Source organism: Candidatus Dependentiae bacterium (assembly GCA_020431705.1).
In the GTDB taxonomy this organism is placed as follows: domain Bacteria; phylum Babelota; class Babeliae; order Babelales; family Vermiphilaceae; genus JAGQHQ01.
On the sequence record JAGQHQ010000002.1, the window covers coordinates 94,242 to 112,567 of the forward strand.

An 18,326-nucleotide genomic window follows, 5' to 3' on the forward strand; every position below is an offset into this window, starting at 1 on the left:
ATGCAAATGTGCAACGATCAGTATATCTATATTATGTATAACAGCAAAGATATCAAGCAAATCCCTTACTCTTTAAATACATTTTTTAAGAACGTGGATGCTTTTTGTCATACACTTGCCTTAAGTAACTTGTTTCCAAATGTGTATAGATTTGTACTGTTGAAAGATTTTCATGTCCCAATAGCAATTGAAGCGAGCGCAAATTTGCCCCATGCTTAAGCATGTGTGTTGCAAATGAATGGCGAAGTTTATGTGGCGAAATAGTGCGCTTAATGCCAGTACGCGCCCATATTTTTTTTAAAATTATCCAAAATGCTTGGCGAGTGATTGGCTTTACTTTTCCAGCATAATACGTGGGAAATAAGTAATTTGTTTTTTTCTTTTTTTGTGTAAAATCCTTATGTATAGACTCCAAATATAGCCTAAGAAGTTTTATCATTGGTTGTGGAAGCGGAACCATTCGCCCCCTTCCGCCTTTACCACTCACAGATATAAAGCCTGTATCAAAACGAACTTCACCAATAGTGACACTAACTAATTCACTAATGCGCATGCCAGTAACATATAATAAATACAGCATTACTTTATTACGAATACCATTATGAGTTATGTCCCTGTCAGCAACATGCAATAATTTTTCCACTTCATTTTCTGGTAAATAATTAGGAAGTTGTTTTTCTAGCTTTGGAAAGGTAACGCTTTCAGCAATATCTTTATAATTAGCATGCTCAGATAAATATTTAAAAAATGATTTTAACGATGATATTTTACGAGACATACTCCTTGCACTCATTTTTTGTGCTTTTAAATGATGCAAATATTTTTTTATATTATCTTGATGAGCTTTTTTGAGGGTAATATTCTGCTTTTTTAGAAATTTCATAAACTGCCCAATGTCAGTCTTATACGCAGCAAACGTATTATGAGAAACACATTTTTCAGTTAATAGATACGCTTCAAATTTAGCAACCAATGCTTCACTCATAATATCACTTTTAGTACAAAATATGTTAATATGCTTTTGCTACCAATACATCACCTTTGTTTGGCTCAGAGCAATTAAAACATTCATCAAAAAAAGACTCTTTTTCTATCAAACAACGAGTAAATGCTTTATATTTCTTTAGCTGTTGCTCACAAGTGTCTTTACCGCACCACCCAGTTTGATAAATACCATTTTCTTTTTCTAGTGTTGGTCCAAATTCGATAAGCTTAGCTCCTTTCTGCCACATACTTTTCAAACGCTTGTGCGCATTTTCAAACATGCTTTTTTGAATTACCTCTAGTAAGACTTGTATTTCTTGCACTACGCTTTCAAGTGGCAACACCTTCTTGTCACCGTTAAAGCGAATTGCTACTATTGCTTGCTTTTTTTCCAGATCACGTGAACCAAGCTCAATGCGAATCGGTACACCTTTAAGTTCCCATTCATAAAACTTAGCACCGGGTGTTTTGTATTCGCGATCATCAACATGACAACGCACTTTTTCGCCAAGCTCTGTTTTTATTTTTTGTGCAGCATCAAGAATTACTTTGTTATCAGTATTTTTTTTCATAATTGGTATAATCACCACTTGTTTTGGTGCAATTTTTGGTGGTAACACTAAACCATTCTGGTCACCATGTGTCATCACTACTGCACCAATTAAACGCGTTGTGGTACCCCAGCTGGTCAACCAGGGATGTATTTGCTCCTTATTTTGATCTTGAAACGTAATGTTAAATGATTGTGCAAACGTTTGAGAAAGCAAATGAGAAGTCCCCATTTGCAGTGCTTTACCATCCTGCATCACAGCTTCAAAAGTCATAGTAATATCAGCACCAGGAAATTTTTCGCTATCTGTTTTTCTACCAGCAATCACTGGAATTGCTAAATAATCTTGTGCAAGGCTAACATACTCACCAAGCATCTGCATAACCTCTTTATACGCTTCATCACGTGTTGCATGTGCAGTATGCCCTTCTTGCCAAAAAAATTCTGTAGTACGCAAAAACGGACGTGGCCGTAGTTCCCAACGAACAACATTAGCCCACTGATTAATTTTTAGTGGTAAATCACGCCATGAGTTGATCCATTTAGAAAACATATAATGAATAATAGTCTCGGATGTTGGACGTACTACCAACGGTTCTTCTAATTTTTTGCCGCCAGCATAAGTAACAACTGCCAATTCTGGTGCAAAACCCTCAACATGTTCAGCCTCTTTTTTCAAAAAAGATTCTGGAATTAAAAGAGGAAAAAGCATATTTTCATGCCCAGTTTCTTTAATACGTGTATCCAAACGGCTCTTTATACGTTCCCAAATGGCATAGCCATAGGGACGAACAATCATTGTTCCTCGAACAGGGGATTGATCAGCCAATTGAGCCTTATAAATAACATCTATGTACCATTCTGGAAACTTTTTTTTAATATCAGGTAACTGGTCACTCATAACATACTTTCACAGCTAAAATAAAGATTATAACATCCGGATTATAGCAAATCAGTATGTAAAAGTCATGCTGCATTAGAATATTTCACATAGAAAAAACCGATGCCCGAAAATTCCCAATTGAATTAAGCGCTTGATTTTGTTTTACATTATGATACATTTAATTACATGTGATGATTGCACTATAATATAACAACCTTGCTTAATAAGGTAACATTAAAATGACCAGAAAAAATTATTTACTAACATTTGTATCTTTATTTGTTGGTTTTTCGTTATACTCAATGCAAGAAAACTCTTTTGAAAAGTATAAAACAATATACAATGAGGCACTAAAATCATTAGGGAAAGATCCCTCAAAATGTTCTCTTCTTTTTGTAAATGATGCTAGTGGCCCAGAAGCATACAGCACGCATAATACAACTTGTCTAGATAAAGATAGATTCGAAAAATCAACACACGAGAAAAAAAATAAAACACTTATTCATGAAGCATGGCATGTTGGAAATAATGACTATCTAAAGCGAGTCTGCTTTTTCAGCTCTAACTTACTAACAGGTATCACCACTTCTTTACGCCTCTTTACGCATCGTGAAATTTTCGGCAAAAAGCCGGGACTTCCAACAGTTTTAATGCTATTTAGCTCAGTGATGGGCCTTTTTTGGGGTGAAAAATATCTTATTTTACACCAAGAAAACCGTGCAAAACAATATACTAAAAAGAAAATAAATCAAATGTATAAAAGTAGTATGTAGCAAGTTATACAAAAAGAAACGCATTTTAAATAGAGATTTCATCTAGGTTAGGGGGTTTTTTGTGAAACAGTATATATGCAATGTTATACTTGCATGTACGCTTATTTTTAGCGTGATAGATATTTATTCTAGCGTAGAAAAAAAAGAAAATTGCCTTAGTTCACCCTATTTTGTATTAAAACTAGAAAAATTAACAAAAAATGATACTGTAAAGATAAAGCGATTAATAGAGCATAAAAATAAAATGAGAATACTACATAGCTTTAAATGCACGGTGCGCCAAAATTCATTTGGAAATTATTTGAAGTACTCTTGGAGTAGAGGATTTGCTTTTATGGAACTTATGGCTAAGCAAATATGGTATATTTCTCGACTAATATCTACACCAATTGATATTTTGGCAAGTATATCGGTTTTCATACAAAAATGGGAGTATGGCTCTAAATTACTTAATGGAACAAAAGAAGAAAAAAAGATTAAGAATACATTAAGAAAAAGCCTAATCGGTAACAGGGTTGAACAGCTTGATGTGTATGAAATGTATGAAAACAAATATGATCTATTTAAGGTATCTATAGATAATCATGCTTTATGGGTTAATATCCATCAATATGGACAGTTGAATTCTCAACAAAAAGAACGTGCAATAACGTCAATGGGTAACTACATGCGATATTATGGGCCAGCTGGTGAAATTATAGCTCCTTGGATAGCAGGAAGCTTTAGTTTTTGGTATGCAAATAAATTATTAAAAAAACATTATAGTACTGGCGTCGTTGGTATGATACGAAAAAGTAGAAATGCGCAAAAAATTGCTGCTCTCGTTGGGGGTGGAGTTATTGCTTTTAAAATTTTAAAAAGAGCGGTACAAAAATCGATTGAGATAGGGCTTGCAAAGGGTCCGTTTAATTTTTTATTTAATAATACAGTAAAAGTGTGTCTTTGCACCGATAATGATAATAGCAAAAAGACACTAAAAAAGGAAAAACTGCTAAAAAATAAATAACAGTCAGCTGTTTGAAACAAAAACGAAATATTTTAATATAGTAATTTTAGGGGGAATTTCTCATGAAACAACATATATATAGTTTAGTATTTGCCTATGCACTTATTTTTAATGCAATAGATATTTTTAGCATGAAAAAAAAAGAAAATGATACCTATGCACATTTTTCTGCATTCAATTCACTATCTTTAGAAAAAAATGACATCTTGAATAGAAATGTGAAGCAAATAATAAAATATGAAAATACAATGAACACATTAAACAAGTTAGGATATCAAACCAACCAACGTACATTCAACGATTACATTAAATATTCTTTGAATAGACAGCATCCTTTTATGAGGTTTGGTGTAATGGCAATATGGTATGTTGGTAAAAACTTTTATATGCCGGTAGATCTTGCATCAAGAGCATCCGTCACCATACAATCATTAGAGAATGGTTCTAAATTACTAGATTATGAGTGTGCAGACAAAATTAGAAATACATTAAGTGAAGAAAAGTCATTAGGAAATAAAGCTAAAAATATTGATCTTTATGCTATGTCTAATGATGATGATGATCTATTTAGAGCAACAATTTTTAATAATGCCCTTTGGGTTAATATCCATAAATATAGACAATTAAATCCACAACAACAAAAAGAAAAAGTAATGTCAATGGGCAAATATATGAAATATTATGGGCCAGCTGGTGAAATTATTGCTCCTGGGTTAGCCGGAAGTTTCAGTTTTTGGTATGCAGACAAACTCTTAAAAAAGCATTACGGTACTGGCATCGTTGGTATGATACGAACAAACAAAAATGCACAAAAAGTTGCTGCTATCTTTGGAGGTGGAGCGATTGCTTGGAAACTCCTCAAAAAACCAATGGAAAAAATGTGCGAAACAGGACTTAACAAAAGTCTATTTGATTCATTGTTTAATACCACAATGGCAAAAGTATGCACTTATACTGATGATGATAAAAATAACGAGATAATAGAAGAGAAAAAAAAAATAGATACTACCAATACAAATGTTACGAAAGAAATGTCTAAAAGATAAATAATGGTCTATTCCAGAACTAAAATCTTGGAAAGGTCCTTACAAAAAAGATAGTGGTACGAAGTAACAATATATATTAATTGTAATTCTATTTAAAATTTAGAGGATTTTTGCATGAAACAATATGTATGCAATGCTGTTGCTTGCTTGTACCTTGAGTCTAAACACAATGAATACTTTTTGCATGGAGAAAAAGGAAAATAAAACATTTTCTAGACCTGATATAGAGCTAGGAAGAAAATTATATAATGCAAGTAAATTGAATGAGCAAGAAAAACAATTACAGTTAAAACATTATTCAGTTAACCAAGTTTCATTAAATAATTACTTTAAAGATACTTGGAACAGACAAGCACCTTTCATAAAATTTGGATATTCGATGGTGTGGGAAGGTTTAAAGCTAATATCTGTGCCTTTCGAGCTAGCAGTAAACACTCTCGTGCCTATACAAAGATTGGAATTTGGCTCTAAGCTTCTTAGCAAAACAGATACAGAAGAAATTAAAAATGCATTAGGCAACAGTTCATTTAGCTATAGAATTAAAAGTCTTAATTTATACGATATGTCTAAATATAATGTGTCTAAAAATAAAGATAATTTGTTTAAGGCATCACTGAATAATCGAGCTTTATGGGTTGATATCTATAAATATAAACAATTGAATTTACAACAAAGAAAACAGGCGGTAACATCAATGGGTAACTATATGAGATATTATGGGCCAACTGGTGAAATAGTAATTCCTGGAGCAACAGGAAGCTTCTGCTGTTGGTACGCAAGTAAACTCACAAAAAAATATTTCGGTACTAGTATCGTTGGTATGATACAGAAAAATAAAAATACACAAAAAATGATTGGTATTATTGGTGGGGGGGCTATAGCATTTAAGGTTTTAAAAAAATCAACAAATAAAATACATGAAAATAATACCGATGTTTTGATTCATACTGCCGGAAAAGGAGGCGGAGCGATAACTCTTAATGCTTTACAAAAACCAATACATAAAACATTAAAAAAAACACTTGAAAAAGGTCCGTTTGATTCCTTGTTTGAGCACACAGTACCTGCGTGTACTTACACTGATGATGAAGACCAAGCACTATCAGAAGAAAAGAAAAATACCGATAAAAAGTAGGTAATATTAACAATAATAGTATAATATACACATATAATTGGCAGATAGGCATTTGAAATATCTGCCAATTATAACTCTACCAAAAATTATTACAATAATAGTATGCTGGTTATACAAAGTATTTTAAGTTATATAATGAGGAAGTATAATGCTATTTATTCATACTAGAATAATATTTATTATTATTGTAATAACATTTTTTTTCTATGCTGCATACAATCACGCAGCCAAAAATCACAGCAACAGCATTTTTATATATTCTCATGGTATTGCCGATACCCATAAACAAGCTTATAGATATGCTCGATATTATCCAAAAAATGATAAAGAAAAAGAAATTTTTGTAGACTATAATAATCCAAATTCACTGTATGAATACGCAGCTAATAAACATTATCTTATTACTGCACCGTTTGTAACATTTGATTATCCAGATGCAACGTATAAATTTCGCAAGTCTAGCCTTGCACAAGCAGTTGATATCAATCGATTAGCGTATGTCTTTAAAAAAACACTCCAAAAATACAACAAGGATATTATTTTATTTGGAGTATCTCGTGGTGCTTCGACAATTATCAATTTTATGGGACAAAAAAAACCTGGCGACGTACAAGCACTTATTCTTGAGTCACCCTTTGATACTATGGAAAATGTTGTTGCTCATAAAGTTAGACAAGCTCGTCTTCATAAAGTGCCTGGTATCAAGCAGTTGAGTCATGCAATTATAAGTGGCATTTTTTTAAAATATCATATGAATGGTATACGGCCAATTGATCTTGTATCACATACTCCAAAGCAAACACCTATACTTTTTATATGCTCTGAGCAAGACACGCTCATTCCAATATCAAGTACAATAAACTTGTATCAAACATTAAAAGAAAAGGGCTATCCATACGTACATGTTCTAATTGTACCAACAGGAAAACATGCACATATCATTAATGGGTCCAGTGCTGATATATATCAAAATGTAGTTCATGCCTTCTTAAAACACTATCACTTACCTCATGACGCAAAGCGAGCTTTGGCTGGAAAAAAACACTTCCAGAAAACACGACCAAGTAAAAGAATGGTTATGCGTTTTCTAAATACATAGCATTCATCCACTTTACAAAGGCAATAGATCAACTTATCCTGCAAACTGCAAAGTATAAAAATAGAGCTAGTAACGTGGAGTAAAATGGAAGAAATTTCTTGTATTTTTTGTGGTATATATAGCAATAACATAGTTATTTCTGAAAATGGATATGCTGGTAAAAAGTGTCGCATATGCGGTTTAATATATGTTTCCCCCCGACCTAGCAAAACAGAAATAGCCAATATTTACGGCCACGATAATGCACAACTGAGCGCACAACTTCATATAGAACAAAAACATGCCAAGAATTTACAAGCGCACCATCACTTGGCACTACTCAAACAATACTGTAAAAAAGGCAATTTGTTAGAAATTGGTGCTGGCGCTGGCTACTTTTTAGCTGAAGCAAAAAAATATGGTTTTGAGCCATTTGGTATAGAACTTAATCCCACACAAGCATACTTTATAACAAATAATCTTGGTATACCCTGTCAAATGGAACCCATTTCCCCCAACAGCTTTGCAAATATGAAGTTTGATATTATTTACCATTGTGATGTTGCAAGCCATTTCTATGATCCTATTGATGCGTTTACAACAATGTATAACAAACTCAAATCAGGCGGCATACTCTTTTTTGAAACGGGCAATATAGGTGATGTTGATAAGAGGTATTATCGCCTATTTGAGCATTTTCAATACCCCGATCATCTTTTCTTTTTTGGTCAAAAATCACTATACAATCTCATGGTTCAAGCTGGTTTTGAAATAATTGCATATTACCGATACTGTATTATACCACAGCTATTATTTAACAAAGTATTGCGCTTAATAAGAAAACCAACATCACAGAAAAAAACAAATCACCAAAAAACTTATATCACAAACAAAAAATCTTTTTTCAAAAACTATATAAAACAAATATATAACTACACACAACACACACTTCGATATAAAATTGGACGTTATTTTTGCAAAAAAAACAGCCCAGAAACAATTATTATTGTTGCTCGTAAAAAAGGATAAAAAAACCTTTGCAATCAGTTGAATCAGAAAATATTTTTTACTGAGATTATATAACAAATAGTAGTGTGAGCTCATTTTTATGTGTCATAACTATTGATTTTTTAGTTGTAATTTGTATACCATAAAATCATGGATAAAAAGTATGACATAAAATATTTAATTGAAAAGAAGTACTAGTTAGTTGTTAACTGTTACAAAAAAGGAGAAAGAAATGGCAGTGAAACGTAAGAAATCAACCCGTAAAAAGGCTACAGCTAAGAAAAGGCCTGTAAAACGCAAAGCCGCAGCTAAAAAGAAGTCCGTAAAGCGTAAAACAACCAAAAGAAAAACTGCAAAAGGTAAAACAGCTAAGAAAAAACCTGTAAAACGCAAAGCCGCTAAAAGAAAAACAGCAACAAAGGGCAAAACAGCTAAAAAGAAGCCTACAAAACGTAAAACAGCAAAGAAAAAAACTACAAAAGTCAAGCTCGCTAAAAAAAGGGCTTCTGAGCAAAACATTGCAGACAAAAAGCCTAAAAAACTCCGTATGAAAAAACGTCGCGTAAGACACAAAAAGGTGTAGATAACACGCATATTATTTATTTAGCCTTTAAAAAAGCTCCCTCGCTCAGAGAGAGCTTTTTTACTTTCAACCCAAAAAAATCTTTAGCGTATTATGCGTTCTCACTTGAGTTTAAGTGAATATCATCATCTAAAATTTTGATGCGCTCTATAGCAGTTGCGCTGCCAGTTTTAGTATCAACATCTACTATAACACCCGTCATAATCATAGGATTAGAAGTTTCTACTTCGAACTTAACTGGCATTTGAGTAATTAAATGTCGAATAATAGGGTCTTTTTTCATACCAAGCATGGAGTTTTGTGATCCTACCATACCAAGATCAGTAACAAATGCAGTACCACCAGGTAAAATACGTTCATCAGCCGTTGGTACATGTGTATGTGTGCCAACAACTGCGCTAACCCTGCCGTCCAAATAAAAGCCAAGACCGATTTTTTCAGAACTTGCTTCAGCATGAAAATCGACAATAATTATTTTTGTTTTATGGTGTAGATAAGTCAAAATTGTATCAACAGTTCTGAAGGGGCAACTCAAGTTTTCACGCATAAAAATGCGTCCCTGTACGTTTATTACTCCCACAAGAACATCTTTGCATAAAATAGTTGTTACTCCAACACCGGGTGTATCATTTGGAAAATTCGCAGGCTTCAATAAATCACTATTTTGTTGCAAATATGAATATATTTCACGATCTTGCCATATATGGTTGCCAGAAGTAATAACATTCGCACCATTATGTTTAAAAAACTTAACGATACGAGAAGAAATACCACGACCACGTTCACTACTATTCTCTCCATTAACCACGACAAAATCAATAGCATACTCCTTTTTGATATAGCCTATGTGCTTTTGAAACATAGCACGTCCAGTCGCACCAACCACATCACCCACACATAAAATTCTTAACTTTTCCACACCAATTCCTTATCGAGCATATTCGATTGAGCGTTTTTCTCGTATAACATTTACTTTTATCTGTCCGGGAAAATTCATTTCATCTTCAATTCTACGAGCAACATCACGAGCCATCATAGCAGATTTTTCATCTGTCATAACGTCTTCTTCTACGATAATACGCACCTCACGTCCGGCCTGTAATGCATATGCTTTTTTTACACCCTCAAAGGATAGTGCAATTTCTTCAAGTTTTTCAAGACGCTTGATATACGCAGTTAATGTTTCTCTTCGCGCTCCAGGACGTGAAGCTGATATAGTATCAGCAATAACAACGATAACAGCATACAAGGATTTGAAAGGCTTTTCTTCATGATGCGCTTCAATGGCATTAACAATCACAGAATCTTCTCCACAACGCCGTGCAATATCAGCACCTATTTGCGCATGAGGACCTTCCACTTCAGCAGTAACCGCTTTGCCAATATCATGTAAAAGCCCCGCTCGCAAGGCAATTTGTCCATCAAGACCTAGTTCTTGCGCAATCATGCGAGAAAAAGCACCGACTTCTTTGGCGTGCTGCAATACGTTCTGAGAAAAACTTGTTCTAAAATGCAATTTACCTAGTAGAGTAACTATTTCTGGATGAATACCTTGAAGGTTAAACTCCAAAATCACTTCTTTACCATATTCTTGGATAATATCCTCAAGCTCTTTTTCGCATTGAGTGACGGTTTCTTCAATTCGCGTTGGATTAATACGTCCATCAGTGATTAAACGATTTAAAACACGACGTGCAACTTCTCTTCTAATGGGATTAAATCCAGATATAGTAATAACTTCAGGAGTATCACCAATTACAAACTCCATACCGGTAGCCATTTCAAGGGCCTTAATGTTGCGCCCCTCTTTACCAATAATACGTCCTTTCATTTCATCACTTGGCAAGTGTACAATACTTGATGAATGAGAAATAACTTGATCAGCGACATATCGTTGCATTGCAGTAACCACAATATTATTTGATCGTTCTTTTGCTGTTTGTCGAGTTTCATCCTCAATTTTTTGAATCCATTTTTGACTTGTTAGCCGAACCTCTGCTTCCAATGTATCTAACAAAGCTTGTTTTGCTTCATCTCTACTCATATTGGCAACCCGCTCAAGCTTAGTAAGTAATTCATCGTATACATTTTTAAGCTTAGTTTCATTAGCACGCAAGACATCCTCTTTACGTGAAAGACCACGCTCTTTTTGTTGCATTTCTCTTCTGAGGCAATCTATTTCCTGCTCTTTTTTATCCAGCGCATCATACTTACTATTCAATTTTGATTGCAAACGATCAAGCTCAACACGTTCACGTTTGATTTCTAGCTCAAACTCGCTACGTCTTTTGTATATTTCATCTTTAAGTTTTAAAAATGATTCACGACGTTCTTGCTCGATTTCTTTTTTTGTGTTCTTCCACTTTGTTCGAGATTCTTTTGCTGCCCTGTAGGCTGTTTCAATATTTTTTTTAGCAAAATATATCAAAGCAACACTAATAACAATGCCAACACCACCTATAATGTTAAGCAATATTCCTATATCAATCATGTTTATTCCTATTAATCTAATGTGCTATTCATCAAAATAGTGTACAACACCATTTTTTTCCCAAAAAAACTCTGCCGCTTTGCAAGCGAAAATATTGAGCTTAAGTGTAAAAAAACCCACGTACACCAATACATTGGAGCAATGGGTTGTTTCTTTTTATGATTTGATATGAACAAATTGCATAACGAAAAAAAATGCACAAAAACTAAGCGTTTCTATGACACCGAAAGTAGTTCTTGATCTATCCAAGCTACAAGATTTTGTTCTACTTGTTTTCGCTGTTCTTTCCGCCCTTTTTCCTTTAATAAAATAATCGCTACTCGCAAGGCTGCCAGTACAGCACACTTTTTTGCTTGTGCTGTATGAGTTTGAGGAGACAATTTGCCTGCAACTTCCTTCATGTACGAGTCAATAAGCTGTGCTGCCTGAGTAACATAATCATCGGACTCATCACTCAACAACGAATACGTTTCACCAAAAATAGAAACTTTATAGCTTTTCTTTTCACTCATTATTTTATATTCACTATCGATTTTCAGCTGTAACTAATGAGTCAATACTTTTAATCAAATCGTCAACAACCAATTTCGTTAATGTTTTTTCCTGACTGAGCTCATTAATGCGCTGTGTACCATTGTCCACTGAGCACTCCAATGTTGTAAGCTTTGCATTCAGTTGCGCATTTTCTTCCGCTAGCCGGACATTTTCTGTTTTAAGTTCTCTAATCAAATCCACCAAAGAAACAATTTTTTCTTCCAGCACCTTCAAAACTTCCACGATGCTTCCCCTCCTCCTACGATATTTATAAGGTACGCAAGGATATCTAATCTGAACTCAGTTTAGTAAGATCAAATTGTCATTGTCAAGAAGAACTATTTTTTGGCAATTTCAACAAGCTGAACAAAGGCTTTTGGCTCATAAATAGCAATCTGGCTCAACATTTTACGATTAAGAGTAACATCAGCTTTTTTTAATCCTGAAATAAGGAGATTGTATGAAATACCATTTTGCTTTGCTGCCGCACTTATTCTAGTAATAAAAAGTGCACGCATATCGCGTTTTTTGAGCTTGCGGCCCTTAAACGCGTATGCCATAGCACGAAGTAAAGTTTCTTTTGCTCTTTTAAATATGTTTTTACGTTGTCCCCAGAAACCTTTTGCCTTTTTTAGTAGTCGTTTGTGTCTTTTTTTAACAACGACACCTCTTTTTACTCTTGTCATTATTAATCCCTAACTAGTATGGAAGTAATTTCAATATACGGACTATATCGGCTTTACAAACATAGGTCCCTTTACGCAGTTCTCTTTTTTTCTTAGCTGTCTTTTTTGTTAACAAGTGTCTGCAATATGCTTGAGACCTTTTTACGAGTCGCTTTCCCATTTTCTTAAATCGCTTTTTAGCTGCAGACCGTGTTTTCACCTTTGACATAACATCTTTCATGATTAAATAAATTATGAATATTATTTTATATAATAAACACGAGACCAAAACGGACCCATTTTAGCATCCTTTTCTCTAACTAAATTGTCAGAAAATCCACTATCGGCCAAGGTTTGATCAATTTTTTCAAAAAATTCTTTTCCACGCTCTTCTTTTGTTGCACGCTCTCGCCCTCGGAAAAACAATGTTACCTTTACCCGCTTTCCGTCGCTTAAGAATTGCATTGCACGCTTCATTTTTGTTTGATAATCATGCTCGCCAATTTTTGGGCTCATTTTTATTTCTTTTACCTGAATCACTTTTTGATGCTTTTTAGCTTCAGCATGCTTCTTTTTCTTTTCATAAAGAGCCTTTCCGTGGTCAATTATTTTAACCACAGGAACACCTTCTTTACCACACTCGGCAATCATAACTAAATCAAGCTGTGCATCACGAGCTTGCTGCAATGCTTCGTGTCGGGAAACAACTCCAATATTATCGCCAGTATGTGTAATAAGTTGTACCCTAGGCGCCCGAATACGTTCGTTAATCAAAGCTACTGGCTCTTTTGAATCTCGATCTCTATGTTCTTTCAATGGTATAGCTACTCCGTATAAAGATTGCGTCAACTTACTATTTTATGCGTGTTTTGTCGCTCTGCCAACTCTTCAATTTTTGCTTTTACAAGCCCACTTATTTTTTCATAAAATGCTGCATCTTCTTTAAAAAACTTCAGTGCAAGTTCTCTACCCTGCGCAAAATTTACACCATCAAACGCTAACCATGCGCCAGATTTTTTTATTATATCATAATGAAGCGCAGCATCCAGTAAATCAAGCTCTGGGCTAATGCCTCTATTAAACAGGAGGTCAAGCTCTACTCGTTTGAATGGTGGAGCAACCTTATTTTTAACTACTTTTACCGCAATTCTATTACCAAACTGCACGTCATTTTTCTTCAAACTTGCAATTCTACGAACATCCAAGCGAATTGAAGAGTAAAACTTTAATGCATTACCACCGGTGGTCGTTTCTTTTTTTGCATATGGCATAGAATTTATATTTTGACGCGTCTGATTAATAAAGATCAAAATTGTTTTTGATTTGTGCACTATGGGCGTTAATTTCCTTAATGCCTGAGACATAAGGCGTGCCTGAAGACCAACATGTACGTCACCCATATCACCCTCAAGCTCCGCTTTTGGAACTAAAGCAGCAACTGAATCTACAACAATAATATCAACAGCGCCAGAACGAATAAGCATCTCAGCAATATCTAGCGCCTGTTCACCGTAATCAGGCTGGGAAATAATAAGATCATCTACCTTAATACCAATATTAGCAGCATGAATGGGATCAAGAGCATGTTCGGCATCAATAAACGCACAAATACCACCCTTTTTTTGTGCTTGAGCAATAGCATGAAGTGCAAGTGTCGTTTTTCCTGATGCCTCAGGTCCATAAATTTCAACAATACGGCCAACCGGTAAACCACCTACTCCAATTGCTTGATCAATCAAGATTGATCCAGTAGAAACGGAATCAATCTTCGTATGGCCAGCCTGTCCCAAAAGCATAACTGCACCATTACCGTATTGCCGATCTATCTGAGAAAAAGTAACTTCTAGTGCTTTCCTTTTCGGATCCTCTGTAGCACCCTCTTTGAAAGAAGAAAATTTTGCTTTAGGCTTGACACTTTTGATTGCCATATTGTAATTCTTTACTGCTGATTATAATTATAAGATTCATTTGTTTTTATTGTAGCATTTCTATACAAAGAAGCAACAAATGCTTGCTGAGATATTTGATAGGCGTCTTTTAATTGCATGCGCCGCAACTGCGTTTTTTGTGCATTAAACAATTGTTCATCAAAAGCCTGAATATCATCAAGACGACCTAAATGCCCTTCCTTTCCGGTAGTAAATTCAACAACGGCACCTATCTTTTCTAACTGTAGCAATTGCGTGGTTGGAACTCCTTCTGCAGTAAGTTTTTGTAGAGTTTCTTGATCTTTTGTATTTATCCAATCTGTTGTTCTAACTTTTGCATCTAAATCCTTAGCAATTTCTTGAAAGCTTTTACCTTGAGATTCCTGCTTGAGCTGAGCAAATTGCTCTTGCATTGCCGTGAGAGCTCGTTCTTGGTACAAATCCTCAGTAACACGTTCTTGTAATAAAGCAAGAGAAGGTAAATGTCTTTTATCAATGTAACTCAACTTGACCACAAAGCCTTTACCCTCTGAAAAGTAAAATGAGTACCCATCTTTGTGTAGTCTGAAGAGTACTTGAGCCAATGGAGAATTATCATTAACTATGGATTCAATATTCTTACTAGCACCTCCTTTTTCATCAACAAATTTCTGCCATACAGTAACATCTTGCAATGCTCGTTTTTTTAGTTGTTGTACATCTTCTTCAAATGCATGCTGAAACGATTGTGCCAATAAGCTATCTCGAATGCTATTACTAACGGATGAAAAAGACTTATATGTTTGAGGTTCTCTAGAAATTCTCTGTATGATCTCAAAACCTTTACTTGTTTTAATCACAGGAGAAAAATCACCATCATTTTTCAATAAAAATGCTGCCTTTTCAAAGTCTCGTTCATGGGTATTTTTTGAAAAAGTTGCTATCGACTCAGCATCATTTGCAAATGATGCCGGATCAGCAATAAATTTTTGGCGTGCATTTGTTGCTTCCTGTTTATTGTTAAATACAATACGACGCACGGTTACTTTAGTTGGACTTTCAACAAAATAGCGGGCTTTATTGTCATTATAATATTTTTCTATTTGCTCGTTAGAAACAGTAATACCATACATTCGTGGTGTAATCTCCCATACAATACCAGCGCGTCTTTCTGGCACCCAGTAGCGTTTTTCTTTTGAATTTTTTGCATCAAAAAATGTTTTTAACTCCTGTTGGGAAACTTCTTGCTCTTTTACCTTTTTCAAAAAAGTGCTCATTGGTATAGTAAGTAGTGTAAATTTTTTACCTGAATTTTCCCTAATAAACCTATTTTTTACCTCAGATTCAAGAGTATAACTAGCATGTTGTACAAATACTAGGGTCATAGATCGTTCAAGAGCATGTTCTATACGATCTTCAAAGTCCGCGGTAGTGAGCCCTATTTTCTGCAAATGATTGCGCAATCGATTCATCTCAATTCCTTGCGGCCCAATTATATAGCGTGGTACAAGGCTGGGCGTTTCTTGTTGTAAAAATGGCAAATTATGCAATTGTTGAGAAATATACTCTCGATCAACGGCAATAAAAAGCTTTTGAGTTGCCTGATCGAGTAATGTATCACGAACTATTTTATCAAATGCAAGTACTTCAGGATTAAGAACAAGACCCATAAGTTGAGCAAATAGTTCTGCATTTTCTCCGTAATATGTTCTGAATATTTCAACCAACTCTTGCTGCCCCATGATTGCCCGAACAAGATCGTTACGATCAACCTTCGTACCATTAATATCAATTACCCACTCTGTTTTGCTCATTGCCATTTTAATAATCCCAGGTAGCGAAAATGCACCTGCAAGCGCAAGAGCTATGACAAGAAGTAATCCCTTATAAACTCTGCTTTTCATTCCTCGGCGTATAACCGTAATCATGGAGTATACCTTTTAGTTATGAGTATCTTATCACATTAGGCTGCTACAATACGTACATCGTGTAGTCGCTCACTTTTTTTAACTCGACTTACAAGTGTTTCAAGCTGTTGCCTGTTATTGTATGTATCAGTTACTACCTGATACCAAGCAATATTTTTTCCCTGAGATGTTTTACTTTTACGCGTTTTTAACTTAACTGGTACATTTTGTTTAGACATGCGATCAATAAACTGGTTTGCCGCTTTTTTTGTACCGAAGCCAATCAACTGAGCACAATATTTTTTACTTTCAGCTACTTTACCTATACGTTCAAGATCAATATTACTTTTATCTGATATAACTTCTCTTTCTCCCGCCTTAAAAGTCAGAGAATGCCTTGTATTACTATTATTTAATGCATCTTGTAAAAGCTCTTTCTGCTCACAGGAGTTCACCACATCTATCTGTTCTTCAGGCACACAAACTTTTGCTTGTGATGTTTCTTGCTTGTCATACAAAGCACATACAGAACAATACATCTGATCAGCAAGTGATTCTTGTAGAGTAACACGTGAAAATTCTTGAGCACCCTCACTTTTACCCATAAAATAACCTGAAATAAAAACAAAAAAACTAATCACCATAATACTTGCAACAAGCCAACTTGTGTGACGTGCGCTTAGGGATAATAATGTGTGCTTTTTTTCACAAGTACACACCTTGTTACCTATTTTTTGTTCTTTAAAATAGCTCATAATACCCACCTCGTTACCAAATTAACCAATTGATTAATATATAAATCAGGCCCAGATAAAGTCAAGTCGGCTTGCAGTGTAAAAATCTTTTTTTTCAGCTGATTAGTGGAACTTAGTTCTCGTTCAAGCATTCGCAAAAATGTCATCTGTCGTTTAGCATAATTACGTGTTTTACGCTGAATGCACTCTACTACATCATCGCGTATTTTATCTGGTTGTTTACTCGATAAATAGTCCAAAATATCGTTATAACCAATAAATTTTTTTCTCCGCACAAAGCCTTCCCATGGCGTATTTTCTATAGCACGCACTTCTTCTGGCCAGCCACTTTCCATCATAACAAGGGTTCGTTTGTCGATACGATTATAAAGCTCTTTTTGCGCGCGAACAACCTGCACAATAATACCATTGGCGATCGGTTTAAACACTGGAGCATAATCAGATGGCTTTTTCCCCGTTGTATGCCAAATAGTAAGCGCACGCTTAATGCGATAAATATCATTCTTATTAATTGCCGCCGCACGCTTTGGATCAACAGTATTCAACTGATCCCATGTTTCTGAATCTAACCCTTTACTGGGAGCTATGACCGTATTTTTAATAGTATTGTTTGGCGGAAACAAAAGCGATTTTAAATAAAAACCTGAACCACCAACAAATACCGGTATATTGCCTCGTTTCCATACTTTTTTTAATAATGGTATCACTAAAGATCGATATTTATCAACCGAACAATCGACAGGCTCATCAATAATATCAAACATATGATGTGGTACTTTTTGTGTTTTCCAAGTAGGTTTTGCAGTACCTATGGTAAACGGTAGATACAACTGGCCAATATCCATATTTATAATCTCTATTGGCAGAGAACAAGTTAGCAATTCTGATAGCGCAGTTTTTCCAACACCTGTTGGACCATATAGCGCTATAAAAAATCTACCGTTATTCATATGAACTTTCTATGTTAGTTATGCGTATTATTTGTGCGCATAAATAAAAGAGGAGCCTTACAATGAAGCTC

20 protein-coding genes are annotated in these 18,326 nt (G+C 34.8%); 7 read left to right on the plus strand and 13 right to left on the minus strand.

Annotated features, from left to right (window positions below; genetic code table 11):
- Positions 1-85: 85 nt before the first annotated feature.
- Together KC460_01040 and KC460_01045 are read right to left on the minus strand one after the other, a co-directional pair.
- Complete coding sequence (locus tag KC460_01040; GenBank protein ID MCA9769936.1) at positions 86-985, minus strand: tyrosine recombinase; 900 nt, start codon at positions 983-985, stop codon at positions 86-88.
- Positions 986-1,010: 25 nt separating this feature from the next.
- Positions 1,011-2,435: a proline--tRNA ligase gene (locus tag KC460_01045; GenBank protein ID MCA9769937.1), complete on the minus strand. Its 1,425-nt coding sequence runs from the start codon at positions 2,433-2,435 to the stop codon at positions 1,011-1,013.
- Between the two features lie 221 nt (positions 2,436-2,656).
- On the opposite strand from KC460_01045, the gene KC460_01050 reads away from it, so the two are divergent.
- From KC460_01050 to KC460_01080, 7 genes are all read left to right on the plus strand, one after another.
- Positions 2,657-3,190 (plus strand): hypothetical protein, encoded by a 534-nt coding sequence (locus KC460_01050; GenBank protein MCA9769938.1) that lies wholly within the window; start codon positions 2,657-2,659, stop codon positions 3,188-3,190.
- A gap of 61 nt (positions 3,191-3,251) precedes the next feature.
- Entirely contained in the window at positions 3,252-4,196 is a 945-nt protein-coding gene (locus KC460_01055) for a hypothetical protein (protein MCA9769939.1), read from the plus strand.
- Positions 4,197-4,258: 62 nt separating this feature from the next.
- Entirely contained in the window at positions 4,259-5,242 is a 984-nt protein-coding gene (locus KC460_01060) for a hypothetical protein (protein ID MCA9769940.1), read from the plus strand.
- Between the two features lie 184 nt (positions 5,243-5,426).
- Positions 5,427-6,377 carry a hypothetical protein gene (locus tag KC460_01065; protein ID MCA9769941.1) on the plus strand — a complete coding sequence of 317 codons (951 nt, stop codon included), beginning with the start codon at positions 5,427-5,429 and terminating at the stop codon, positions 6,375-6,377.
- 148 nt (positions 6,378-6,525) lie between these two features.
- Positions 6,526-7,476: a prolyl oligopeptidase family serine peptidase gene (locus KC460_01070; protein MCA9769942.1), complete on the plus strand. Its 951-nt coding sequence runs from the start codon at positions 6,526-6,528 to the stop codon at positions 7,474-7,476.
- Positions 7,477-7,560: 84 nt separating this feature from the next.
- Entirely contained in the window at positions 7,561-8,484 is a 924-nt protein-coding gene (locus KC460_01075; protein ID MCA9769943.1) for a class I SAM-dependent methyltransferase, read from the plus strand.
- 211 nt (positions 8,485-8,695) lie between these two features.
- Positions 8,696-9,046, plus strand: a complete 351-nt coding sequence (locus KC460_01080; GenBank protein ID MCA9769944.1) for a hypothetical protein — start codon at positions 8,696-8,698, stop codon at positions 9,044-9,046.
- A gap of 91 nt (positions 9,047-9,137) precedes the next feature.
- Here the strand turns inward: KC460_01080 and KC460_01085 are convergent, their stop codons facing one another.
- From KC460_01085 to miaA, 11 genes are all read right to left on the minus strand, one after another.
- Positions 9,138-9,965, minus strand: coding sequence for a TIGR00282 family metallophosphoesterase (locus tag KC460_01085; protein MCA9769945.1), 828 nt, complete (start codon positions 9,963-9,965; stop codon positions 9,138-9,140).
- A gap of 9 nt (positions 9,966-9,974) precedes the next feature.
- Positions 9,975-11,537 carry a ribonuclease Y gene (gene rny, locus KC460_01090; GenBank protein MCA9769946.1) on the minus strand — a complete coding sequence of 521 codons (1,563 nt, stop codon included), beginning with the start codon at positions 11,535-11,537 and terminating at the stop codon, positions 9,975-9,977.
- Between the two features lie 215 nt (positions 11,538-11,752).
- Positions 11,753-12,049 carry a cell division protein ZapA gene (locus KC460_01095; protein MCA9769947.1) on the minus strand — a complete coding sequence of 99 codons (297 nt, stop codon included), beginning with the start codon at positions 12,047-12,049 and terminating at the stop codon, positions 11,753-11,755.
- 13 nt (positions 12,050-12,062) lie between these two features.
- Complete coding sequence (gene zapB / locus KC460_01100; protein ID MCA9769948.1) at positions 12,063-12,314, minus strand: cell division protein ZapB; 252 nt, start codon at positions 12,312-12,314, stop codon at positions 12,063-12,065.
- Positions 12,315-12,409: 95 nt separating this feature from the next.
- Positions 12,410-12,757 (minus strand): 50S ribosomal protein L20, encoded by a 348-nt coding sequence (gene rplT, locus KC460_01105; protein ID MCA9769949.1) that lies wholly within the window; start codon positions 12,755-12,757, stop codon positions 12,410-12,412.
- Between the two features lie 13 nt (positions 12,758-12,770).
- The gene (gene rpmI, locus KC460_01110) at positions 12,771-12,965 is read right to left on the minus strand and encodes a 50S ribosomal protein L35 (GenBank protein MCA9769950.1); all 195 of its coding nucleotides are present in this window, start codon (positions 12,963-12,965) and stop codon (positions 12,771-12,773) included.
- Positions 12,966-12,997: 32 nt separating this feature from the next.
- Positions 12,998-13,552 carry a translation initiation factor IF-3 gene (gene infC, locus KC460_01115; GenBank protein ID MCA9769951.1) on the minus strand — a complete coding sequence of 185 codons (555 nt, stop codon included), beginning with the start codon at positions 13,550-13,552 and terminating at the stop codon, positions 12,998-13,000.
- Positions 13,553-13,581: 29 nt separating this feature from the next.
- Positions 13,582-14,664, minus strand: coding sequence for a recombinase RecA (gene recA, locus KC460_01120; GenBank protein ID MCA9769952.1), 1,083 nt, complete (start codon positions 14,662-14,664; stop codon positions 13,582-13,584).
- A gap of 11 nt (positions 14,665-14,675) precedes the next feature.
- Positions 14,676-16,571: a SurA N-terminal domain-containing protein gene (locus KC460_01125; GenBank protein MCA9769953.1), complete on the minus strand. Its 1,896-nt coding sequence runs from the start codon at positions 16,569-16,571 to the stop codon at positions 14,676-14,678.
- Between the two features lie 35 nt (positions 16,572-16,606).
- Complete coding sequence (locus KC460_01130; GenBank protein ID MCA9769954.1) at positions 16,607-17,305, minus strand: hypothetical protein; 699 nt, start codon at positions 17,303-17,305, stop codon at positions 16,607-16,609.
- On the minus strand, positions 17,302-18,255 hold the full coding sequence (miaA, locus tag KC460_01135; GenBank protein ID MCA9769955.1) for a tRNA (adenosine(37)-N6)-dimethylallyltransferase MiaA: 954 nt from the start codon (positions 18,253-18,255) through the stop codon (positions 17,302-17,304). Before miaA ends, KC460_01130 begins: the two co-directional genes overlap by 4 nt.
- Between the last annotated feature and the right edge of the window lie 71 nt (positions 18,256-18,326).